The organism is Micromonospora sp. KC721 (genome assembly GCF_004348355.1).
In the GTDB taxonomy this organism is placed as follows: Bacteria; Actinomycetota; Actinomycetes; order Mycobacteriales; family Micromonosporaceae; genus Micromonospora.
In genome coordinates this window covers 25,981-47,584 of sequence record NZ_SMJY01000003.1, presented here as the reverse complement: position 1 = coordinate 47,584, position 21,604 = coordinate 25,981, and the positions used below count along the sequence as shown (strand labels likewise).

Genomic DNA, 21,604 nt, shown 5'->3' with positions numbered 1-21,604 from the left:
CCACGTCGCAACCCTTCCGCCGGCGCCAGCGACCGCCGCCGCGGCCGACTCCGTGGCGGCGCGGGCGCACAGCCATCGGCGCTCGATCGCGCCCGCGGACAGTTGGCCCAGCCCCTGTCGAGATCACCGACGACAGCAGGCGGACCCGCGCCAGCATTTCGACCCGCTCCTGGCGCCGACACCCCTAACCACAAGACATTGAAGCTTGTTGACATCATACATCACACGACCTATGTTCCACGTACATTGCGGTCGCAGCGCTGGGAGCAGCCGATCTCATCATCTCCACGTCGAGAGTGAGCAGTCATGAGGCAGTGACACGGTGGCCGGCCACGGCGGTCGCGGCGCTCGAGATCGCGGGTGCGGCAGGAATCGGGACAACCTGGCCCCGGCCCGGATCGCGGTCGGCAGTTCCTCCGGGCCCATGATGGCCCACGTCCTCGCGGCTCAGCATCCGGACCTGAAAGGAACAGTACGTGAAGTCAGCCGTTTCCATCATTGGCAGGTCGCTGCTGGCAGTCGCGGTGTTCGCCGCCGCCGCGTCGACAGCCGTGGTGACAGATCAAATGCCGGCCTCGGCCGCGACCCAGGCAACCTACTATGTCGCCCCCGACGGCAACGACACCAACACTGGAACGATCACGTCACCATTCAGAACCGTACAGCGCGCGCGGGACGCCGTTCGCACGATAAACGCGAACATGACCGGCGACATCTACGTCTATCTCCGTGGCGGAAGCTATCCGGTGAGCAACACGATCGAGTTCGGGCCGAGCGACTCCGGCACCAACGGTCACCGGGTCATATATTCCGCCTACCCGAACGAGACCCCGGTCCTGGATGCCGGTGTCCAGGTGACCGGGTGGACCCAGCACAGCGGTAACATCTGGAAAGCGCCGCTCGACCGCGCCAACAAGCTGCGTACGCTCTATGTCAACGACAAGCGGGCGTACATGGCCTCGAAGACGATCAACTCGGCGGGATGCCACGGGACGTACAACATCACGGCCGGGCAAGCCGCATGGGCCTGGGAATCGGGCTCACAGTGCGACGGCGCCAGATACAGCCTGTCCGACTTTCCCGCCATCGCCCGCAACCACGACGATATCGAGATCGAAACGGCGACCACCTGGACCACGGCCATCGTGGGAGTCCGCCAGGTGACCACGACAGCCGACGGCGCCAACCGGGTTGCGCTGTTCCAGCAGCCCGGCGCGGCCATCGCCCAGGGCGCGTTCAACGGCAACGCCCAGATCGGCGGCAGCCACAAGGTCATGAACGCCTACGAGTTCCTAGACGCGCCGGGCGAGTTCTACTTCGACAAGACCAGCCGCACGCTGTACTACTACAAGGCCAGCTCGGAGAACATGACGACCGCGTCGGTCTTCGCGCCGAACAACGTGTCCACCGTGCTGCGGGTCGCAGGGACCTCGACCAGCGTCCACGCCCGTAACATCACGCTCTCTGGGCTCACGGTACAGCACTCCGACTGGAACCTGTTCAATGTGGCCGGCTCCGCGTTCAAGCAAGCCCAGCAGGGCAACCTGGGCGCCCAGGCATACGCCAAGGGAAACTTCCACGTCTACTACTATCGCAACGTCGACGTCACTCCCGGCATGATCCAGATCCAGAACGCCGACGGCCTGATCCTGCAGCGCAACCGGATCCAGCACACCGGTGCCGACGGGATCAACATGGTCAACGATGTGCAGAACACGCAGTTGATCGGCAACCACACCAACGACATTGCCGGGTCTGCTGTCACCGTGGGTCACCCCCAACACGTCTATATCGGCGACCACACGTCGACCAATCGCGAAAAGTACTCCCCTCAGGTCGAGGGACTGCCCAAGAATATCGAGATCAAGAACAACTACATCTATGACAGTGCCGTACTGTTCAACGGGCACAGTCCCATCTCGGCGTACTTCGCCGACACCCTCACGATTCAGCGCAACAGGATCGAGAAGACTCCGTGGTCGGGCATAACGCTCGGATGGGGGTGGTGGAACTTCGACGGGTCATCCGGCTCGATCGCGCCCAACCGGCCGACCACGACGGCGAAGAACAACAACATCAGCTACAACCACATCATCGACACGGTGCAGCGGCTCAGCGACACCGCTCCCATATACACGCTGGGCAGCCAGCCTGGGACCACCATCCACAACAACTATCTCCAAGGCGTCCCGGCCGGCCACAAGTACGGGCTGCACCCGGACGAGGGTTCGGCGTACATCACCTTCCGCGACAACGTCCTGAGCGTGGACAAGAATGTCACGTGGCTCATCAACTCCGACGACTTCGGACGCAAGCACGACCTGAACATCACGCAAACCTACGGCCCGATCAACAAGGTCTCCAACAAGAATCTGCCGAACAGCACCGTCCAGGATATTCTCGTCTCCTCCGACTATGTCTGGCCGGCGGCGGCATATGGCATCGCCGTGAACTCGGGACTTGAAAGCGCATATCAGGACATCATCCCGCAGAGCAATCTTTCCTTGCCGGACCACGTGCTACCGGCCAGCACGTTCGTCAGCAGCGGGACGTCATCGATTCCGGTCCGCAGCACCGGCGACCAGACCAGGACGATCTGGCTGGCCCCCTCCGGTACCACCACCTTCGTCCCCGGTCCGACGATGACCAGGGCGGACGGCACCGCCACGTCGATAGCTGTTCCGACGACGCCGGGCGAGTACCGGCTCTACGTCCTCGACGCCCAAGGCAGTCGGTCACCCGAGTCCAGGTCGATCGTCAGGCAGCAGAGCGGCGGGAGTCAGCAGAACGGCCAGATCGTGGGCGGTCAGTCCGGCCGGTGCGTCGACGTGCCCAGTTCCAGCACCACCAACGGCACCCAGGTGCAGTTGTGGGACTGCTCCGGCGGCACGAATCAGCGGTGGACCCACACCGCCAGCCGGCAGCTGACCGTGTTCGGCAACAAGTGCCTGGACGCGAACGGCGGAGGCACGACCAACGGCACCACGGTCATCATCTGGGACTGCCACGGCGGACTCAACCAGCAGTGGAACGTCAACGCCAACGGCACCATCACCAACGCCCAGTCCGGACTGTGCCTGGATGCGAACGGTGCCGCCAGCGCCAACGGCACCAAGATCATCCTTTGGTCGTGCAACGGTGGCGCGAACCAGCGATGGAGCCTTCGCACCTGACCAACCCCACCCCGGCACCCGACCCGACCCGGGCGGCCCTGCCACCGGCCCTCCATGGCACGCCTGCCATGGAGGGCCGGCCTTTGTGGTTCCGCTGAGAAATGTGTTATCCCTGCTGGGCCCCGAGAGTCCGGCGTGCCTCCATCAGGCACACGACGGACGATTCCCCGCGCATCTACTCGGCGACGGATCCGAAACGGCCGGATGCACGGCGCGCGACGCCGCGACGGTACAGACGCCCGCGCTCCTACCCCCGACGTCCTGCGGTGGCTTTGGCACGGCGAACGGTCAGCGCCAGCGCGGCCACCGCACCCAACAGCAGTGCTCCGCCGACCAGCCACCAGCGCCCGGTACCGCCGCCGCCGGCCTCATCGGGCCGGGGTGCCGTCGCCTGCCGGGGTGGGACGCTCTGCGGGGCACGGGCCTGCACTGTTGCCTGCGCCTTGCCCGGGTTGGGCTCGGGGGACGTGACGGCCACCGTCCACCTGCCGGGAGTGAGCACCGCGCCGCTGGCGTAGAAGCCCTGCCCCTCGTTCGCCGGGTTGAGCTGCAACGGGCCGATCTTCCGGCCGCCGTCGCCGGTGGCGTGGAGCACCAGCCGCAGTACGCGATCCTCCACCGGGTGGCCGTCCTTGTAGGTGGCCCGCACGGTCACGCCGGTCGCGCCGTCACCGGCCACGTCGAGCACCACCGGGCCGCCGTGCGCCGCCGCTGGCGCCGTGGGCCAGAGCGCGAGGAGGAGTACCGCCGCCATGATCGTACGTCGCATGGTCACTTCCCTTCCGGTGCGCCGTCGGCGGTCAGCGCCCCCTGCCCTGGTACCGCGGGCAGGAACACGTGGGCGTGACCGTTGCCAGCGTCGACATTGAGCACGTCGAGCTGGGTGGCGGCACTCCCCCAGATGGCGACGGCGGCGTCCCGCTGACGGCCGGTGAGCTCGAACAGGCTGGCCCGGCCGGCCGGCGGCTGGTCGAGCGCGGCGGCGTACGTGTCCACCGCGGCGTCGAGCGTCTGTACCGCCGCGGCGAGGCCGGAGCGCGCGATGTTGACGCCGGTACCTCCGGAAGGCGGGTTCGCGAAGTCCTCGACCGCCTTCCCGGTGGCCGCCTGCCACCGTTCCACCTCCGGTCTACTGGCGGCAGGGCCGGGCGCCTTGGCCACCGGCACCGCGGTGGCCAGCCCGTCGAGCACGGGTAGCAGGCTCTCCTGGACCTGGCGGGCGCGTGCGGTCAACTCGACGACCTGGGCCGCGTCCCGCTTGTTCTCCTCAGCCCGCAGCGCCGCGACCCGGTCGTCGGTCGGGTCGTCAGCCCCGGCCGTGACGGCGCCGACCGGCCCGGCGAGCAGCGCGCCAAGCGCGAACGCGATGACGATCGGCACGATCTGCCGCGTGGTGGGCGCCGAAGACGGAGCCTGTCGGATTTTCTTTCGGTTGCTCATCCGGAGAAGCCTTCTGGGATGTGGGGCCGGCCGGCGGCGGCCGGCCCCACGGCGAGTGGAGTTACAGATTGCCGCCCTCGGGTACGCGGGTGGCGTCCCCGTCGAGGCGACCGGTGCCGGCCAGCGACGCGCCACCGTTGGCCTTGGTGCCGGCCGTCGACGCCCGCCCACCCAGTCGGACGAGCATGGCTTCGGCGTCCCGAACCAACACGCTCCGGACGTCCGCGTCGGTCACCAGCGTCCGGTTCGACGCCAGCCCGATGAACATCCGCAGCCTCTGGATCGCCACCCGGTCGTTCCCGGTGGCCTCGGCCAGCCGCACCGCGTCCAGTTGCTTCGACAGCTTCCCGTGCGCCACGGTCGACAGTTGCCGGGTCGTCTTGAACCGGTCGACCAGTGCCTGCATGTCGCGCAGCGAGGTGGTGACGAAGAACCGCACGTTCGCCGTCGTCTCGTTGCCGGCCTTGTCGGTGGCGGTCACGACCAACTCGTGCATGCCGAGTGTCAGGTCGTACATGACCTGCAGCGTCCCGGACTGGTACGGCTTGCCGTCCAGCTTGCCGACCACCGACTGGATGCCGGATGTCGGGTCGACCGCCTGGAAGGTGACCCGCACATCCTGGCTGTCACCGTAGAGCTGGCCGTCGGCGAGGCCGGAGACGAGGACCGTCGGCCTGGTGCCGTCGATCCGCAGCACCGCCGACTTGAGCGTCTCCACGTTGCCGGCCTTGTCCCTGGCGCGGTAGAGCAGCTCGTGGTTCCCGTCACCGGTCACGTCGACCGGTTCGGTGTACGGGGCCCATGGCCCGCCGTCGAGCGACCACTCCACCGCGGACACGCCCGATCCCGCGTCCGTCGCGGCGAGCGTCACCGGGATCGCCCCGGCGTGCCAACCGTTGTCGTTCGCCGGCGCGAACGTCGCCGTGGTCACCGGCGCGGTCGCGTCGATCTTCACGGGTACCGACCTGGTCGTCTCGACGTTGCCCGCCTGGTCGACGGAGCGGAACCGCACCTCGTGCGTCCCGTCACCGGCGACCAGAATCGGCCCGGTGTAGGCGGCCCAGGCGGTGGCGCCATCGAGCTGGTACTCGGTGCGAGCCACGCCGCTGCCGCCGTCCTCGTCGGTGGCGGCCAGTGTGACCGTCGCCGGGCCGGTGTACCAGCCCCCGACCGCCGGGCCGTCCACCGTGGCCGTCGTCACCGGAGCGGTGTCGTCCACTGCCTGCGCGCTGAGCCGGAAGTAGTCGAACGAGACGGTCTTGCGAGCGGTCTGCGCACCGCCGAGCGAGAACAGACCCACCTTGGGCGTCGCGCCAACCGCCGCGTTGGTCAGCGGCTCGAACGCCGTCCAGTCCTGTCCGTCCGCCGAGTACGAGGCGGTGTACACGTTGCCGGTGCGGGCGAGGCGCAGGTGCCAGACCGCGGACGTGAGGTTGCTGGCGTTGGGTTGCGGACTCTGCAACGTACCGTCAATCTCACTGCGGAACTCGATCCGCCGCGTCACCGGCTGCCCGGCCACGTTGTCCACCACGTAGTCGAGCTTCAGGTAGTTGTCGTCATCGGCGTACACGAGGAGGCCGGCCTGCTGGTACTGCTCGTCCAGCAGACTGCCGTCGATCTTCGTCTCCACGGTCCAGTCGCCGGACGGCGCGTTCTGCAGGATGAAGTTCGTCGGCCCGGTGTTGGGTGTGGTGTAGATGTCGCCGTTCGGGACATCGACGTGCAGCGCCCCGCCCCGCACCCGGTACGCGGCCGGATCCTCACGGACGATCGCGTCCCACCGGCACTTGTCGAGCAGAGCGTCGTCGAACTCGTCGGACGGCGCGACCGGCTCAGCCGGCTCGTCCGGCGAGACCTGGAACCAGTCGAACGCCGCGTCGACCACCGGCGCCGTCGTGCCGCCGTTCAAGGCGAAGAGTCCCACCTTCGGGGTGGTGATGCCGGCCAGCGCGGCCGTCCGGCCCACCGGGGTGAAGGTCTGGCCGTCGGTGGAGAACGCCGCGGTGAGGTTGCTGCCGTCACTGTTCAGCCGCAGGTAGATCGTGTCCGTACCGGTCGGTGCGGCGGCACTGTCGGCGGCCTCGTTGCGCGGGCTTCCGGCCGTCTCCCGGAGGAACTCGACCCGTCGACCGCCCGAGTGGAGCAGATTGAGCTTGGCGTAGTTGTCGTCGTCGCCGTAGACGATGAGCCCGGCCTGCTGGTAGTCGGCGGTGGTCGCGAGCGTCACCTTGGTCGTGGCCTGCCAGGCGCCGTTCGGCGCCGACTGGAGCACGAGGTTGGTCGCGTCGTTGCGACCGCCGTAAAGGTCACCCGCCGCGGTCGGCAGGAGCAGCGAGCCGCCTCGTACGGAGTAGGACTGGTTCTCCCGGACCACCGTCGACCAGCGGGTCTTGTCCAGCGCGGCACCGAGGAAGTCGTCCGAGCGCGCTCCGAAGCAGGACGTGTTCGGCGCGTCCACTCCGACCGTGGCGGTCGCGTACGCCTTGGCGCCCCGGCTGTCGGTCACCGTCAGGGTGGCGGTGAACGTGCCCGGCGCGGTGTACGTGTGTGTGGCGTTCAGCGTGTTCGCCGTGCCGCCGTCGCCGAAGTCCCACGCGTACGCGAGCGGCGTGTCGCCCTCCGCGTCGGTGGCGGTGCCGGTGAATGTCACGGCGAGTGGCAGGGTGCCTTTGTTCGGGCTCGCCGACGCGCTCACCACCGGCGGCGCGTTGTCGGTCACGCCCCGGCCGAGGAAGTCCACCCAGTTCACGTTGAACAGGTTGCCGCCCTCGGTGCTACCGGGCTTGTTGCGGGCGACGAAGTAGAGCGGCCCGCTTGTCGTGTGCGGCGCGGCGAGGTCCACGGAGACGTCGGTGTACGTCTGCCACGCCCCGGTCGTCGGCACCGTCGCGGCGGCCAGCAGCGGGCCGTCGACCGCACCGGCGCGTACCTGGATCACGCCGCCGCCGCTGCCGGAGGCGACCCGGAAGCGCAGGGTGTCGATGCCGGTGAGGTTGGTGGGCGCGAACGTCCACCAGTCGCCGTCCTCGATGAACCCGATGTTCTGGAAGCCGCCCGCGGCGTCGCCGGTGGTCTCCTTCTGGACGCCGGGGTCGCCGGTACCCACGCCCTCCGGCGCCCTGCCGGTGGCCGAGTAGTACTCGGCCTGCTTCCGCTTGGGTTGTAGCTGTTCGATCGCCCGTCCGGTCAGTGGGTTGGCTCCGCCCGATCCGCCTGTGTCGGTGTACGTGGCTTCGAAGACCCCGAAGACGTTCGCCTCGGCGCCGTGCCCGGAGGCGAGCGAGGTCTGCACGGTGCCCGTGCAGCCGGTGTACGACTGCAGCGGGTGGGCGTGCTCGTCGTGCCCGAGGTAGTACTGCAGCTTCACCTTGGCGCAGTCGATCGTGGTTTCTTCCGGATCGGTCACCTTGACGGTGTACTTGACCTGGTCACCCCAGTCGAAGAAGCCGCCGTCCGGCGGGAACTCGATGGTCACCGTCGGCGCGGTGTTACCGACCGTGATCGGCACGTTGGCGACCGCGGTACGCCCCTTGGGGTTGGTCACGGTGAGCTGGGCGGTGTACCTGCCGGCCGCCGTGTAGGTGTGCGTCGGGTTCGCCTCGCCCGAGGTACCGCCGTCGCCGAACGTCCACGCGTAGGTGAGCGCGCCACCGTCCGGGTCGCGCGACCCTGTGCTGGAGAACCGCACGGCCAACGGCGGCTGGCCAGAGGTGGGTTCGCCGGAGGCGACCGCGATCGGGGCGCGGTCGGCGGCGATGTAGTCGATCCGGTAGACGCCGGAGTTGTCGTTGTTGCCACCGAAGCCGGTGCCCCACTCGATCAGGTACAGCGCGCCGTCCGGGCCGAACTCGAAGTCCATCGGCCGCACGAACGTCATCCCGGCGAGCACCTCGTTGATGTCCACGAGGGACTTGGCATCCCGGTCCAGCTGGAGCGTGTACATCTTGTTCTGGTTCCACTCGCCCAGGAGCGCCTTGCCGTCGAAGTACGCCGGCCACTTGCGGGTCGAGTTGAGCCCGGCGTCGTACCGGTAGAGCGGGCCGCCCATCGGCGCGCCACCGCGGCCGATCTCGGGAAACAGCGGGTTGCCGCTGTAGTCGTAGTCCACCGCGGCGGAAATCGCCGGAGGCAGGTTGGTCAGGCCGGTGTTGTTGGGTGAGTTGTTCACCGGTGCCGCGCAGTCGAACTTCGCGCCGCTCGGGCCCGACGGGAACGTGTAGTCGTTGTACGCGTAGTTCGCGCCGTGGCAGTACGGCCAGCCGTAGTTGCCGGGCGTGACGACGTTCCACTCGACCGTTCCCTCGGGTCCTCGGTTGGGATCGGTGGCCGGGGCGTCGGGGCCGTAGTCGGCGACGTACAGGGTGTCGGTCTTCGGGTCGATGCCGATTCGGAACGGGTTGCGGAAGCCCATCGCGTAGATCTCCGACCGGGTCCGGGCGGTGCCCGGCGGGAAGAGGTTGCCGGACGGGATCGTGTACGTGCCGTCGTCCTCGGGGTGGATCCGCAGCACCTTGCCGCGCAGGTCGTTGGTGTTGCCGGCGGTGCGCTGCGCGTCGTAGTCCTGCCGCCCCGGCCGCTCGTCGATCGGCGTGAACGAGCTCGACTCGAACGGGTTCGTGTTGTCGCCGGTCGCCAGGTAGAGGTTGCCCCGGCTGTCGAAGACCATGCTGCCGCCGGCGTGGCAGCAGGTGTTGCGCTGGGTGGTCACCTCCAGCACCGTTTTCTCGCTGCCGGCCAGGATCGAGTCACCTTGTACGGTGAACCGGGCCAGCCGGTTGCGGGCGACGCCGCCGTTCGGCGCGTAGTAGAGGTACACCCAACCGTTGGCAGCGAAGTCCGGGTCGAGCCGGATGCCGATGAGCCCGTCCTCGTTGCCGGCGAAGACGTCCAGGTCGATGGCGGTGACGGTGGTACCGGTGTCCGGCTTGACGATCTGCACCCGGCCGTCGCGCTCGATGTAGAAGACCCGACCGTCCGGCGCGACGTCCAGCTCCATCGGGTTGCTGGTGTTGCTGTCCAGCGTCACCTTCTCGAAGCTGTTCGTCCGCGACGCGGCACAGTCGGCGTCCACCGCGCCGGCCACGGTCCGGACGCCGCCGAGCAGGTGAGCCAGGAAGCTGGGCTCGGTGTACGACTCGGCCGTGTGCCCGCCGGCGGTGTACCAGGACCGGCCGCCGTCGAAATCGTGGCACCACGCGTGCGGGTGGTCGGCGCCCATCGCGCCCGCCCCCGGTGTGTAGCTACGCTCGTCGAGGCTGGCCAGCACGTGTACGTCCGCGCGCGGGTTGGCCCGGAAGTTGTACCACTCGTCGAAGCGGGTCCACTTCGCCGGTAGCGACGCCGTGGACGGATGCGCCGGGTCCTCGACCTTGATGGTGGCGGTCTGGTTCGCCGGGTGCGAGGCGAAGTACGCGCCGACCAGGTCGCCGTACCAGGCCCAGCTGTACTCGGTGTCCGAGGCGGCGTGGATACCCGCGTACCCGCCCCCGGCGCGGATGTACCGCTCGAACGCCGCCTGCTGGCCGGCGTCGAGCACGTCGCCGGTGGTCGAGAGCCAGACCACCGCCGCGTACCTGGCCAGGTTGGCGTCGGTGAACGCGCCGGCGTCCTCGGTCGCGTCGACGGTGAAGCCGTTCTCCGTGCCGAGCTGCTCGATCGCCGCGATGCCGGCCGGGATCGAGTCGTGGCGGAAGCCCGCCGTTTTGGAGAAGACCAGAATGGAGAACGGCTCCGCCGCGGCCGCCTGACTGACCGGCCGGGACGACGCCTGGGCGGGTGGCACCCCGGCGACCAGCGCGGACGCAGCGGCGAGGAGGGTGGTGGCGACAGCGAGAAGCAGGCGTTTGGCCGAGCGGCTGGTGCCGCGGCTTCGGCGATCTGCTGGCACGAAGGAGCTCCTTCGTTGGTTGGGGACAACACGGAATGTCGCATCGGCTCGCCGAAGACCGATGCGTTGGGGCACGGCGCGCCCGCCGAGGGCGGCACCGCATGGTGTGGATCAACTCGATGAGGTGACGGGATTCGATGACAGATGACGTTGGAGTGACGCGGCGTTCGCCGCGACGGACGACGGGACTTCAAGTGCCCGACAGGGCGGGCACCTGATGGCCCGCTAGCTCAGCGTGAATCTCTGGTTGGCCTGCCCGCTGCAGGACCACGACTGCACCCGCGTACCCGCGGTCTGTAGGGCGTTCGGCACGTCCGCGCACCGGCCGGACTGGGCACCGACGATCCGCTTGCCGCCGCCCGGGTTCGGGTTCGGGCTGGAGCCGCCCACCGTGATGTTGGAGTTGCCGCTGCTCTGGTTCCCCTCGGTCGTCATGATCGGGTAGTCGTGGTTGCCGAGGTTCATGCCGCGCCGGGTCCACGCGTCGAAGTGGTTGCCGGCGGTGATGGCGCCGCCCACCCGCTTCGACTGCCGGACGCTCCAGTACTGGTAGAAGGTTCTGATGCCATCGATGAAGGGGGCGTGAACGGGGGGTCGTTCATGTGCGTGCTTCCTCTCTGAGGTAACGGCCGGCTGAACCGGGGCGGGATCCGGCCTGGTCCAGGCGGACCACAGGTCCATACTCTTACCGACGATCGGGAAGGGACGGCGGTGATCGACGGCGAGCGCACCGGAGGCGGGTACCGCCCGGGCTACGAGGTGGTCGCGGAGCAGGTGCTGGAGCTGATAGCCCGGCTCGGCCTGCGCCCCGGCGACCGGATGCCCACCGAGAACGACCTGGCCCGGCAGCTCGGTACGAGTCGCACCGTGGTCCGCGAGGCAGTCAAGATCCTCTCGGCGTTGGGCCGCGTACGGGCTCAGCGGGGCCGCGGCCTGTACGTCGCGGACGACCAGGGGATGCTCGGCAGCGGCCGTTGGGCGTCGTTCTTCCTGCCCACTGACCTGGACCACGTTTACATGCTCTTCGAGTTCCGCCGGACACAGGAGATGGCGACGAGCCGGCTGGCCGCCGGCCGCGCCACCCCGGCGGAGGTCCAGGCCATCGAGAAAGCCGCCGCCGTGTGCAGGCAGGGATTCGACACCGGGCGCGACGACCTGTTCAACGAAGGCGACGACGCCTTCCACACCAGCATCGCCGTCGCTTCGCACAACGTGTTCCTTCAGGTCGCGGTCCGCGAGGCCCGCCGGCTGCAGGCACAGTCCAACCTGATCGGACTGCGCGGCTCGGTCGGCGGACACGCCGCCAAGGCGATCGAGGAACACGAAACCATCTGTCAGGCCATCCGCGCCGGCGACGCGGAGGCCGCCGCAGCGGCCGCAGCCACCCACATCGACAACACGTTGGACGACTACCGCCGGGAGATCCAGCAGCGGATCTTCTCCGCCGCCGACCGACAGCCATCTACCGCCGCGGCACGGGAAGCCGTTCCTGGTGAGGGCTCCCGGACCACGAGCATCGGGGCCGGTACACCGTCGCCGCCGAGCGCCGGCGTCGGTGGATAGGCCGGCGGCCACCGGCTCGCTCGCGCAACAGCTCACTCGCGCCAGGTGGCCACTGGGATGGCACAGGCGCATCAGCTGCCGCCTCTCAGGATCGAGTTGCCTTCGTACGTGGGATCGCCGCCGGGCAGGTCGGTGAGATCGAGGCGTCCCGACTGGCCGAAGAACGTGACCGGGTTGTGCCACAGCACCGTGTCGACGTCGTCGTCGGTGAACCCCGCGGCGAGCATCGCCTCGCCGGTGCGCCGGGTCAGCAGCGGGTCGGAGCGGCCCCAGTCCGCGGCGGAGTTGACGAGCATCCGTTCCAGGCCGTGCACGCGGAGGATCTCCACCATGCGTTCCGGTGACATCTTCGTGTCCGGGTATACGGAGAAGCCCATCCAGCAGCCGGAGTCGTGGACCGCGCCGACCGTGACCTCGTTGAGGTGGTCGACGACGACCCGGCCGGGATCGATGGTGGAGTTCCTCACGACCTCGAGACTGCGGGCAACCCCTCGAATCTTGTCGCGATGCGGGGTGTGCACGAGCGCGGGCAGCTCGTACTCGATGGCCATGGCCAGCTGCGCGGCGAAGACGTCGTCCTCCTCCGGTGTCATCGCGTCGTAGCCGATCTCTCCGACTGCCACCACCGAATCCTTGGCCAGGTAGCGGGGCACCAACTCCAGAGCCTCACGGCAACGCGGGTCGTTGGCCTCCTTGGGGTTGAGGGCGATGGCGGCGTGGTGGCGGATGCCGAACTGGGCGGCCCGGAATGGCTCCCAGCCGACGAGCGAGGCGAAGTAGTCAGCGAACGAGCCGGCGTTCGTGCGTGGCTGCCCGAGCCAGAACGCCGGCTCCACCACGGCGCGCACGCCCGCCGCCGCCATCCGCCCGTAGTCGTCGGTGGTTCGTGAGGTCATGTGGATGTGCGGATCGAAGATGCGCATCGAACCTCCGGCCGTCAGGTGAGCTGCTTCAGCAGTGCGAGGGCGTCCTCCGGCAGGTGGCGTCCGGCGGCATCGCGCTCGTCACGGAGGTCGGCGATCATCGTCGCCAGTTCGGCGTCGGCACGCTCCGTCAGGCCGTGTACCGCCGACAGCGGCACGCCCATGAAGACGCATTTCAGGACGGCCTGGCGCCAGCTGGCCTGATCGAGGTGCCGTGCGTACGGACCGAGCGCGGCGGCGAGCAGGCGGGTGTCGTTCGTGCGGATGGCGTCGTGCAGCAACGGCACTGCCCCGCCGTCGAGTGGAAGCAGGGGCAGCGCCTTGAGCACGGCACGCTTCTCGTCAGCGTCACCGTACCGGTAGAGATCCTCGACCCGCCGCGGCACGGCCGCGACGGGCAGGGCGAGCAACAGTCGCGCGCGGGCCGCCTCGTCGGCGGTCCAGCCCTCGACCTGTGGCAGCGACGCCCGGCCGCAGTGGCGGCCGGCGCTGGCGAACAAGTGAACGATGCTGGCCGGGTCGCGAGCCACACGCCTCTCCGCGTCGGCGAGCCAGCCGTCGTCCGCCACGACGTCCAGTGCGACACGACGTGCGTCCGATCCCATAACGCCTCCTTCGGATCCGCGGCGTCGCCCGTCGATTCGTCCGCGCCCTGCCGGTGCGGCCAGTGCCACGCCCGTCCCGTCAGGCCGATGGCGAGGACGCCCGGCGCGCGGGCCACCGGGCCCCGTCCGCCCGCCACCGAGGTCAACCAACCGTGACGACGACGAAGTCGGCGGCGACGACGCCGCCACGGGTCGGTGGACGGGTCGGACAGGGCTGACGGGCAGGGCCGGTCGGCGTCTCGGCCCTGCCCGCCGATCGAACCCGGTGACCGTCCCCTGTTGGTCCGCTCATCGGTAACAGGTCGGGACGGGCATCGGGCAGTCAACCAGCGCCACGCACGAGGGAATGCCCTGGTCGGCGAGGTAGGCGCCGGGCTGTGCCAAGCGGTCGGAGACTGCTATCGGTACCAGCCAAGAGTCGTACTCATGGCCGAGCCCGGAGGGTGGATACGTTGCGGGCAGGTCCGTGCCAGCCTGGTCGCGCGCCGCCCCGGAGGGGCACGCCGGCGCGAGTTCGAGGACATCACTGGGGCCTTCCTGTACCAGTCCAGAGCGACACAAGGGCTGACTGTTGCAGACACATCAGGCGGTGCAGAGTCATACTCTCGATGCAGAGTCATACTCTTAGGATCAGTCGACGGTTGTCAATCCCACCAGGCCACCCGGACGCGCTCATCAGCACCCAACGATCGGGAACTTCTGCTGACGTCGACAAAAGTCGATGCGATCTGTGCAGAAGGTCTGGACCACATAGATGGAAGCCCGTACTGTCGTCACACGGCCGACACGGTCGGTTGCCCTGCCTGCACCTAGTGGAACGCCAACGTGACGAGGCACCGACCTCGGACCCGTGGATGACGGAGGCGCGAAGTGACCCCGCTCGCGACTGCCCAGCGACCAACCCGATCCCGCCTGCTCTGCCTGCTGCGCGACAGCGGTGCGCTGTCCCGCGCCGAGCTGGCGGACCGGCTCGCGACCCCCCGGCCGCGGCTGCTCGCCGAGCTGGACGCGCTACTCGGCACCGGCCTCGTACGGGAAGCCGGTCCGGCCGCCTCCCGCGGCGGCCGACGGTCGACGCTTGTCGAACTGAACCCCGATCTCCGGTTCGCGGCGGTCGACCTCGGTGCCACCTCGATCGACATCGAGATCGTCGACGGGCAGCTGGAGCCGGTCGTCGCCTACGCGGAGCCGGCCGACATCCGCTCCGGCCCGAAGGTCATCCTGAACCGGCTCAGCGAGATCCTCGCCAAATTCGCGATCGACGGAGCGTTCCAGCGCCTGCACGCCATCGGCATCGGCGTGCCGGGTCCGGTGAGCTTCCGGGACGGTGTCCCGGTCTCACCGCCCATCATGCCCGGTTGGCACCAGTACCCCGTTCGCGAGACACTCGGCCGCGAACACGCGTGCCCGGTGGTCGTCGACAACGACGTGAACATCATGGCCATCGGCGAGCGCTACGGCGGCGTCGCGCGTTCCGTCGACGACCTGCTGTTCGTGAAGGTCGGTACCGGCATCGGCTGCGGCATCTACCTGCACGGTGAGGTGTACCGGGGCCCGGACGGCTGCGCCGGCGACATCGGCCACATCCAGCTCGACCGCAACGGTCCGGTCTGTTCGTGCGGAAACGTCGGCTGCCTCGAGGCCCTGTTCAGCGGCGCCGCGCTGGCCCGCAGCGCAACCGCCGCCGCCCGCAACGGTGCCTCGCCGGTGCTGGCCGACCGGCTCGCCGCGACCGGGACGGTGACCGCGCGGGACGTGGCGCAGGGCCTGGCGGAGGGTGACGTCACCTGTATCGAGCTCGTCCGGGACGGCGGATGCCGCATCGGCACGGTGCTTGCCGGACTGGTCAGTTTCATCAACCCGTCGATGATCGTGATCGGCGGTGGCCTGGCCGGGCTCGGACATATCCTGCTCGCCCAGATCCGCAGCGTGCTGTACCGGCGCTCGCTCCCCCTCGCCACCGGAAACCTGCCGGTGGTGCTCTCCGAACTGGGCCCCCGCGCAGGCGTTGTCGGAGCGGCGGTGCTCGCCAGCGAGCTGGCGTACGGGCAGCCGTCATGACGTCCGAGGTGGTGCTCCGGCTGGCCGGCGTGGTCAAGAGCTTCCCCGGCGTACGCGCGCTGGACGGCGTCGGACTGGAGGTCCGCGCGGGCGAGGTGCACTGCCTCCTCGGCCAGAACGGGGCCGGCAAGTCCACCCTGATAAAGGTGTTGTCCGGAGCCCACCGGCCGGACGCGGGTGAGATCGTCTGGCAGGGCGAACAGGTGTCGTTCAGCAGCCCGCACGCCGCGCTCAAGGCCGGCATCGCCACGATCTACCAGGAGCTTGACCTCATCGACGAGCTGTCGGTCGCGGAGAACCTCGCGATCGGCCAGGAACCGCGCCGCCTCGGCTTCGTGCGGCGCGGCGCGATGCGCCACGCCGCCCAGCGGGTACTCAGCCAGCTGGGACACCCGGAGATCCCGGTCGGCGCCGAGGTCGGCGCACTGCCGGCCGCCGCCAAGCAGATCGTCAGCATGGGCCGGGCGCTGTCCCGCCGGGCCAAGCTCATGATCATGGACGAGCCGACCGCCGTCCTGGCTCACGGCGAAGTACAGAATCTGTTCCGGGTCATCCGCGACCTCACCGCCGACGGCATCGCGGTCATCTACATATCCCACCGGCTGGAGGAGATCCGCGAGATCGGTGACCGGGTCACGGTCCTGCGGGATGGGCGCACCTCGGCGGTCAACCTGGACGCGAAGACCACGCCCACCCGGGAACTGGTGCGCCGAATGACCGGCCGGAGCATCGAGTACGTGTTCCCCGAGCGCCGTGCGGCCTCGCACACCGAGCCGCTACTGGCCGTCGAGGGCCTCGGGCGGCAGGGCGAGTTCTCAGACGTCTCCTTCGCCGTCCACCGGGGAGAGGTCGTGGGCATCGCCGGCCTGGTCGGCTCCGGCCGCTCCGAGTTGCTGGAAACCGTGTACGGCGCCCGCCGACCGGACACCGGCCGCGTTCTCATCGACGGCCGACCGCTGCACCCGGCCGACGTCGGCGCGGCCGTCCGGGCCGGTCTCGGGATGGCGCCGGAGGAACGCAAGCAGCAGGCACTGCTGATGGGCGAAGCGGTCTACCGCAACATCACCCTGGCGCGCCTCCGCCGCTTCGCCACCGCGGGCTTCACCCGGACCGGCGCCGAGCGGGCCGCGGCCACCCGCATCGCCGACGACCTCGAACTGCGCCCACGCGACGTCCAGCGGCCGGTCCGGACGCTGTCCGGCGGTAACCAGCAGAAGGTCGTCGTCGGGCGGTGGCTGCTCGGCGGCACCCGCCTGCTGCTGCTCGACGAGCCCACCCGCGGCGTCGACGTCGGGGCACGAGCCGAGCTGTACCAGATGATCCGGCGCCTGGCGGACAGCGGCGTCGGCGTCCTGCTGGTCTCCAGCGAGGTGCCGGAGGTGCTCGGTCTGTCCGACCGGGTGCTGGTGATGCGCGAGGGCCGGCTGATCCACCAGGCTCCGGCCGAAGAGCTCGACGAGGACACCGTACTCGATCTCGTCATGGCGGGGTCGCTGTTGGAAGGGAGCCCGACGTGACGGTAAGCACCCGCGTCACGACGGCGGAACCGGAGGCTGTGCGGGAGCCGGGCCGCCGGATGTTGTCGCTGGAATCGGTCAAACGGACGGCCACCCTCGCCGCCGTACTGCTGGCGCTGCTCGTCGTCGGCGCAGTCACCCGGCCGGACATCTTCCTCGACCCCGCGAAGCTGTGGTCGAACGAGCTGACCGTACTCAGCCTCGCGTCGGCGATCGGAGTGATCACGATCGGCATGACGTTCGTGATGATCGGCGGCGGAATCGACCTGTCGGTGGGTGCCCTACTCGCCCTGGCGAGCGTCTGGTGCACGACGGTCGCCACGCAGAGCTTCGGCGTCACCGGCGTCATCTTCGCGGCTCTCGCGGTGGGCACCGGCGCCGGCATCGTCAATGGGCTGCTCATCTCGTACGGACGGCTGGTCCCGTTCATCGCCACACTCGCGATGATGGTGGCGGCCCGTGGGCTGGCGCAGAAGATATCCGGGTCGCAGACCCAGATCAACCGGGTCGCGTTCGTGAACGATCTGGCCAGTGGCAAGGTCCTCGGCATCCCGTACATCGTCGTGATCTTTGCCGTCGTGGTCGTGCTCGGTTGGATCCTGCTCAATCGCACCACCTTCGGCCGGCGTACGGTCGCGATCGGTGGCAATGCCGAAGCCGCCCGCCTGGCCGGCATCAACGTCAAGCGCCACACGTTGGCGCTGTACGCACTGTCCGGGCTGTGCTGTGGTATCGCCGCGCTGATCGTGGTCGCCCAGACCACATCGGGCTCCAACACCAACGGCGACCTGTACGAACTGAACGCGATCGCCGCCGCGATCATCGGCGGTACGGCGCTGACCGGCGGCCGGGGCACGATCATGGGCTCCCTGTTCGGGGTGCTCATCTTCAGCCAGATCGCCAACCTGTTCACCGTCAACAACCTGCCCACCGAGACCCAACGCATCGTCAACGGCGCGATCATCGTTTGCGCCGTCCTTGTCCAGCAACTCCAGATGGGACGGCTTCGCGTTCCCGCGTTCGCGTGGACCCGGCGCGGCCGTACCCCGACCTGACCTTCTCGCCCAGCCGGCGACTCCGACCCGGGGCCGCCCGGCACCTCGCACCCTTTTTCAGGAGGAGCCATGTCCACGTCCCGCCGCAGATTGTTGCTCGGCGGATCAGCCCTTGGAGCCGGTGCGCTGCTCGCCGGCTGCACGTCCAACGAAACCAAGGGCAACGACGACAACGATCAGACGAAGGTGTCCGGTGGCAACAATGCCGCCCCCGGAAAGACGGTGACCATCGGATTCACCGCCCCCGCCGCCGACCACGGTTGGATAGCGGCGATCACCAACAACGCCAAGGCGCAGGCCGGAAAGTACTCCGACGTCAAACTACTCGCGGTCGACCCGGGCAGGGACGCGCCCGCCCAGATCGCCGCGATCCAGTCGTTGATCCAGCAGAAGCCGGACGCCATCGTGATGCTGCCCTACGACGGCGCCCAACTCACGGCCGTCGCCCGGCAGGCCACGGACGCCGGCATCCCGGTGGTCAATCTCGACCGGGAGTTCGCCGATCCGGCCGCAGCCTTCACGCTGATCAAAGGGGACAACTACGGCATGGGGGTATCCGCCGGGCACTACATCGGCAGGAAACTCAAGGGCAGGTCCGGCGCGGTCATCGCCGAGATCGCCGGCATCGACACCCTCCAGCTCACCAAGGACCGCTCGAAGGGCTTCGCCGACACGCTGGCGACGTACGGACTGCGGGTGACCAATCGGGTGGCCGCGCAGTTCACCGTCGACTCCGGCCAGGCGGTGACGGCAAACCTGCTCCAGGCGGCCCCGAAGATCGATGCGATCTGGAACCACGACGACGACCAGGGCGTCGGCGTGCTCGCGGCGATCCGCCAGGCTGGCCGCAAGGAGTTCTTCATGGTCGGCGGCGCCGGATCGCTGGACGCCATGGATCACATCAAAGCCGGTGACAGCCCGCTGGAGGCCACGGTCACGTACCCGCCGACGATGGCGTCCTCGGCCATTTCGCTGGCCCGCCTCACCGCCCAGGGCAAAGGCATGGAGGACCTCGTCGAACTCCAGGTGCCGAAGCTCATCGTGCTGCAGTCCGAGACGGTGACCAAGGAGAACGTGGACCGGTACCGGCCGCTTGGTTTCAAGTCCTGACGGAGGTCGACAATGAATCGCAGCGACGTACGGGTCGGCATGGTGGGCTATGCCTTCATGGGTAGCGCCCACTCGCAGGCATGGCGCACCGTGAACCGGGCCTTCGATCTCCCGGTGCGGGCGCGCATGGTGGCCGTCTGCGGCCGCGACGCGACGGCGGTCGGCGCGGCCGCGGACCGGCTCGGCTGGGAACGGTCGGAGACCGACTGGCGGGCCATGGTCGAGCGGGACGACATCGACCTGGTCGACATCTGTGTGCCGGGAGACCTGCACGCCGAGATCGCCCTCGCGGCGCTCTCCGCAGGCAAGCACGTCCTGTGTGAGAAGCCCCTGGCCAACACCGTGGACGAGGCCCGCGCGATGGTCGCGGCCGCCGACGCGGCACGCAAGTCGGGGGTCCGGTCGATGTGCGGCTTCAACTACCGCCGGGTGCCCGCGCTCGCCCTGATGCGCGACCTCGTCGCCGCCGGCCGGGTCGGCGAGATCCGCCACGTCCGTGCCGCGTACCTGCAGGACTGGATCGTCGACCCGCAGTTCCCGCTGGTCTGGCGGCTGCGCCGGGAGACGGCCGGCTCGGGTGCGCTGGGCGACATCGGCGCGCACATCATCGACATCACTCAGTACGTGACCGGGCAGCGGATCACCGGGGTGTCCGGGCTCACCGAGACGTTCGTCAAGGAACGCCCACTACCCGCTTCGTCGAGTGGTCTGTCCGCGGCGGCCTCCGGCGCGACCACCGGTCCGGTGACCGTCGACGACGCCGCCCTGTTCCTGGCGCGGCTGTCCGGCGGCGCGATCGCCACGTACGAGGCGACCCGGTTCGCCACCGGTCGCAAGAACGGAATGCGGATCGAGATCAACGGCTCGGCCGGGTCGCTCGCGTTCGACCTGGAACGCCTGTCCGAACTGGAGTTCTACGACGCCAGCCGACCGGCCGAGGAACAGGGCTTCACCCGGATCCTGGTCACCGAGCCGCAGCACCCGTACATGGCGGCCTGGTGGCCGCCCGGCCACCTCATCGGATACGAGCACTCGTTCACCCATCAGGTCCGCGACCTGCTCGAGGCGATCGCAACCGGCACCGATCCGCAGCCCTCGTTCAGCGACGGCCTCGGTGTTCAACTCGTGCTCGACGCGGTCGAGCGCAGCGCCGCCGCGGAGGGCGCATGGACCCACGTCGAGAAGGAATGACAAGGAGTACCGATGGCGCGACCGATCACCCTGTTCACCGGGCAGTGGGCCGATCTGCCGTTCGAGGAGGTGTGCCGGCTGGCAGCCGACTGGGGATACGACGGTCTGGAGATCGCCTGCTGGGGCGACCACTTCGAGGTCGACCGTGCGCTGGCCGACGACTCGTACGTCGACCGCAAGCGCGAGACACTCGCCAAGTACAACCTCGGCGTCTGGACGATCTCCAACCACCTGGCCGGGCAGGCGGTGTGCGACCACCCGATCGACGAACGACACAAGGCGATCCTGCCGGCGCGTATCTGGGGCTCCGGTGACCCCGAGCAGGTCCGGCAGGCGGCTGCCGAGGAGATGAAGGACACCGCGCGGGCGGCGGCCAAGCTCGGCGTCCGTACCGTCGTGGGGTTCACCGGCTCGTCGATCTGGCACACCGTGGCGATGTTCCCGCCGGCACCGCCGACGATGATCGACGCCGGGTACCGTGACTTCGCCGACCGTTGGAACCCGATCCTCGACGTCTTCGACGAGGTGGGTGTGCGCTTCGCGCACGAAGTCCATCCGAGCGAGATCGCCTACGACTACTACACCACCGTGCGCACGCTGGAGGCGGTCGGACGGCGGCCGGCCTTCGGGCTCAACTGGGATCCGTCCCACTTCGTGTGGCAGGAACTCGACCCGGCCGCCTTCATCCTGGACTTCGCCGACCGTATCTATCACGTCGACTGCAAGGACGCGAAGGTCCGCACCGGTGACGGCCGGCGGGGACGGCTGTCGTCGCATCTGCCGTGGGCCGATCTGCGGCGCGGCTGGGATTTCGTGTCGACCGGGCACGGCGATGTGCCGTGGGAAGACTGCTTCCGGGCGCTCAACGCGATCGGGTACGACGGGCCGATCTCGATCGAGTGGGAGGATGCCGGCATGGACCGGCTGATCGGCGCTCCGGAAGCGCTGCGCTTCGTCCGGCAGTTGGCGTTCGAGCCGCCGGCCGCGGCGTTCGACGCCGCGTTCGCCCAGTCCTGACGATCCGCGGCAGCACGGTACCGGCGTCTGGTGGCCGGCTCGGATCAGGGTGATCGAGCCGG

14 protein-coding genes are annotated in these 21,604 nt (G+C 69.0%); 8 read left to right on the top strand and 6 right to left on the bottom strand.

Annotation, left to right across the window (positions count from 1 at the left end; all coding sequences use genetic code 11):
• Positions 1-476: 476 nt before the first annotated feature.
• A complete protein-coding gene (locus tag E1182_RS01090; RefSeq protein ID WP_132260710.1) occupies positions 477-3,173 on the top strand; it encodes an RICIN domain-containing protein in 2,697 nt (898 codons plus the stop codon).
• 247 nt (positions 3,174-3,420) lie between these two features.
• Here E1182_RS01090 and E1182_RS01085 read toward each other — a convergent pair whose 3' ends face one another.
• The 4 genes from E1182_RS01085 to E1182_RS32780 form a co-directional block, all read right to left on the bottom strand.
• Complete coding sequence (locus E1182_RS01085; protein ID WP_243705953.1) at positions 3,421-3,942, bottom strand: hypothetical protein; 522 nt, start codon at positions 3,940-3,942, stop codon at positions 3,421-3,423.
• A 2-nt stretch (positions 3,943-3,944) separates the two neighbouring features.
• Entirely contained in the window at positions 3,945-4,613 is a 669-nt protein-coding gene (locus tag E1182_RS01080; RefSeq protein WP_165942461.1) for a hypothetical protein, read from the bottom strand.
• A 61-nt stretch (positions 4,614-4,674) separates the two neighbouring features.
• Positions 4,675-10,500 carry a ThuA domain-containing protein gene (locus tag E1182_RS01075; RefSeq protein WP_132260707.1) on the bottom strand — a complete coding sequence of 1,942 codons (5,826 nt, stop codon included), beginning with the start codon at positions 10,498-10,500 and terminating at the stop codon, positions 4,675-4,677.
• Positions 10,501-10,725: 225 nt separating this feature from the next.
• On the bottom strand, positions 10,726-11,181 hold the full coding sequence (locus E1182_RS32780; protein ID WP_207921204.1) for a glycoside hydrolase family 11 protein: 456 nt from the start codon (positions 11,179-11,181) through the stop codon (positions 10,726-10,728).
• A 30-nt stretch (positions 11,182-11,211) separates the two neighbouring features.
• On the opposite strand from E1182_RS32780, the gene E1182_RS01065 reads away from it, so the two are divergent.
• The gene (locus tag E1182_RS01065; RefSeq protein ID WP_243705952.1) at positions 11,212-12,063 is read left to right on the top strand and encodes a FadR/GntR family transcriptional regulator; all 852 of its coding nucleotides are present in this window, start codon (positions 11,212-11,214) and stop codon (positions 12,061-12,063) included.
• A gap of 71 nt (positions 12,064-12,134) precedes the next feature.
• On the opposite strand, the gene E1182_RS01060 is transcribed toward E1182_RS01065, so the two are convergent.
• Together E1182_RS01060 and E1182_RS01055 are read right to left on the bottom strand one after the other, a co-directional pair.
• On the bottom strand, positions 12,135-12,986 hold the full coding sequence (locus E1182_RS01060) for a TatD family hydrolase (protein ID WP_132260706.1): 852 nt from the start codon (positions 12,984-12,986) through the stop codon (positions 12,135-12,137).
• 14 nt (positions 12,987-13,000) lie between these two features.
• Entirely contained in the window at positions 13,001-13,591 is a 591-nt protein-coding gene (locus E1182_RS01055; RefSeq protein WP_132260705.1) for an EboA domain-containing protein, read from the bottom strand.
• An 870-nt stretch (positions 13,592-14,461) separates the two neighbouring features.
• Here E1182_RS01055 and E1182_RS01050 point away from each other — a divergent pair.
• The 6 genes from E1182_RS01050 (at position 14,462) to E1182_RS01025 (ending at position 21,542) form a co-directional block, all read left to right on the top strand.
• Positions 14,462-15,652, top strand: a complete 1,191-nt coding sequence (locus E1182_RS01050) for an ROK family transcriptional regulator (protein WP_132260704.1) — start codon at positions 14,462-14,464, stop codon at positions 15,650-15,652.
• Positions 15,649-17,169: a sugar ABC transporter ATP-binding protein gene (locus E1182_RS01045; RefSeq protein WP_132260703.1), complete on the top strand. Its 1,521-nt coding sequence runs from the start codon at positions 15,649-15,651 to the stop codon at positions 17,167-17,169. The genes E1182_RS01050 and E1182_RS01045 overlap by 4 nt, the downstream gene beginning before the upstream one ends.
• 59 nt (positions 17,170-17,228) lie before the next feature.
• Positions 17,229-18,224: an ABC transporter permease gene (locus tag E1182_RS01040; RefSeq protein ID WP_132260733.1), complete on the top strand. Its 996-nt coding sequence runs from the start codon at positions 17,229-17,231 to the stop codon at positions 18,222-18,224.
• 69 nt (positions 18,225-18,293) lie between these two features.
• Positions 18,294-19,334 (top strand): substrate-binding domain-containing protein, encoded by a 1,041-nt coding sequence (locus E1182_RS01035; RefSeq protein WP_132260702.1) that lies wholly within the window; start codon positions 18,294-18,296, stop codon positions 19,332-19,334.
• Positions 19,335-19,346: 12 nt separating this feature from the next.
• A complete protein-coding gene (locus E1182_RS01030) occupies positions 19,347-20,525 on the top strand; it encodes a Gfo/Idh/MocA family protein (RefSeq protein WP_132260701.1) in 1,179 nt (392 codons plus the stop codon).
• Positions 20,526-20,537: 12 nt separating this feature from the next.
• Positions 20,538-21,542: a sugar phosphate isomerase/epimerase gene (locus E1182_RS01025; protein WP_132260700.1), complete on the top strand. Its 1,005-nt coding sequence runs from the start codon at positions 20,538-20,540 to the stop codon at positions 21,540-21,542.
• The last annotated feature ends 62 nt before the right edge of the window (positions 21,543-21,604 follow it).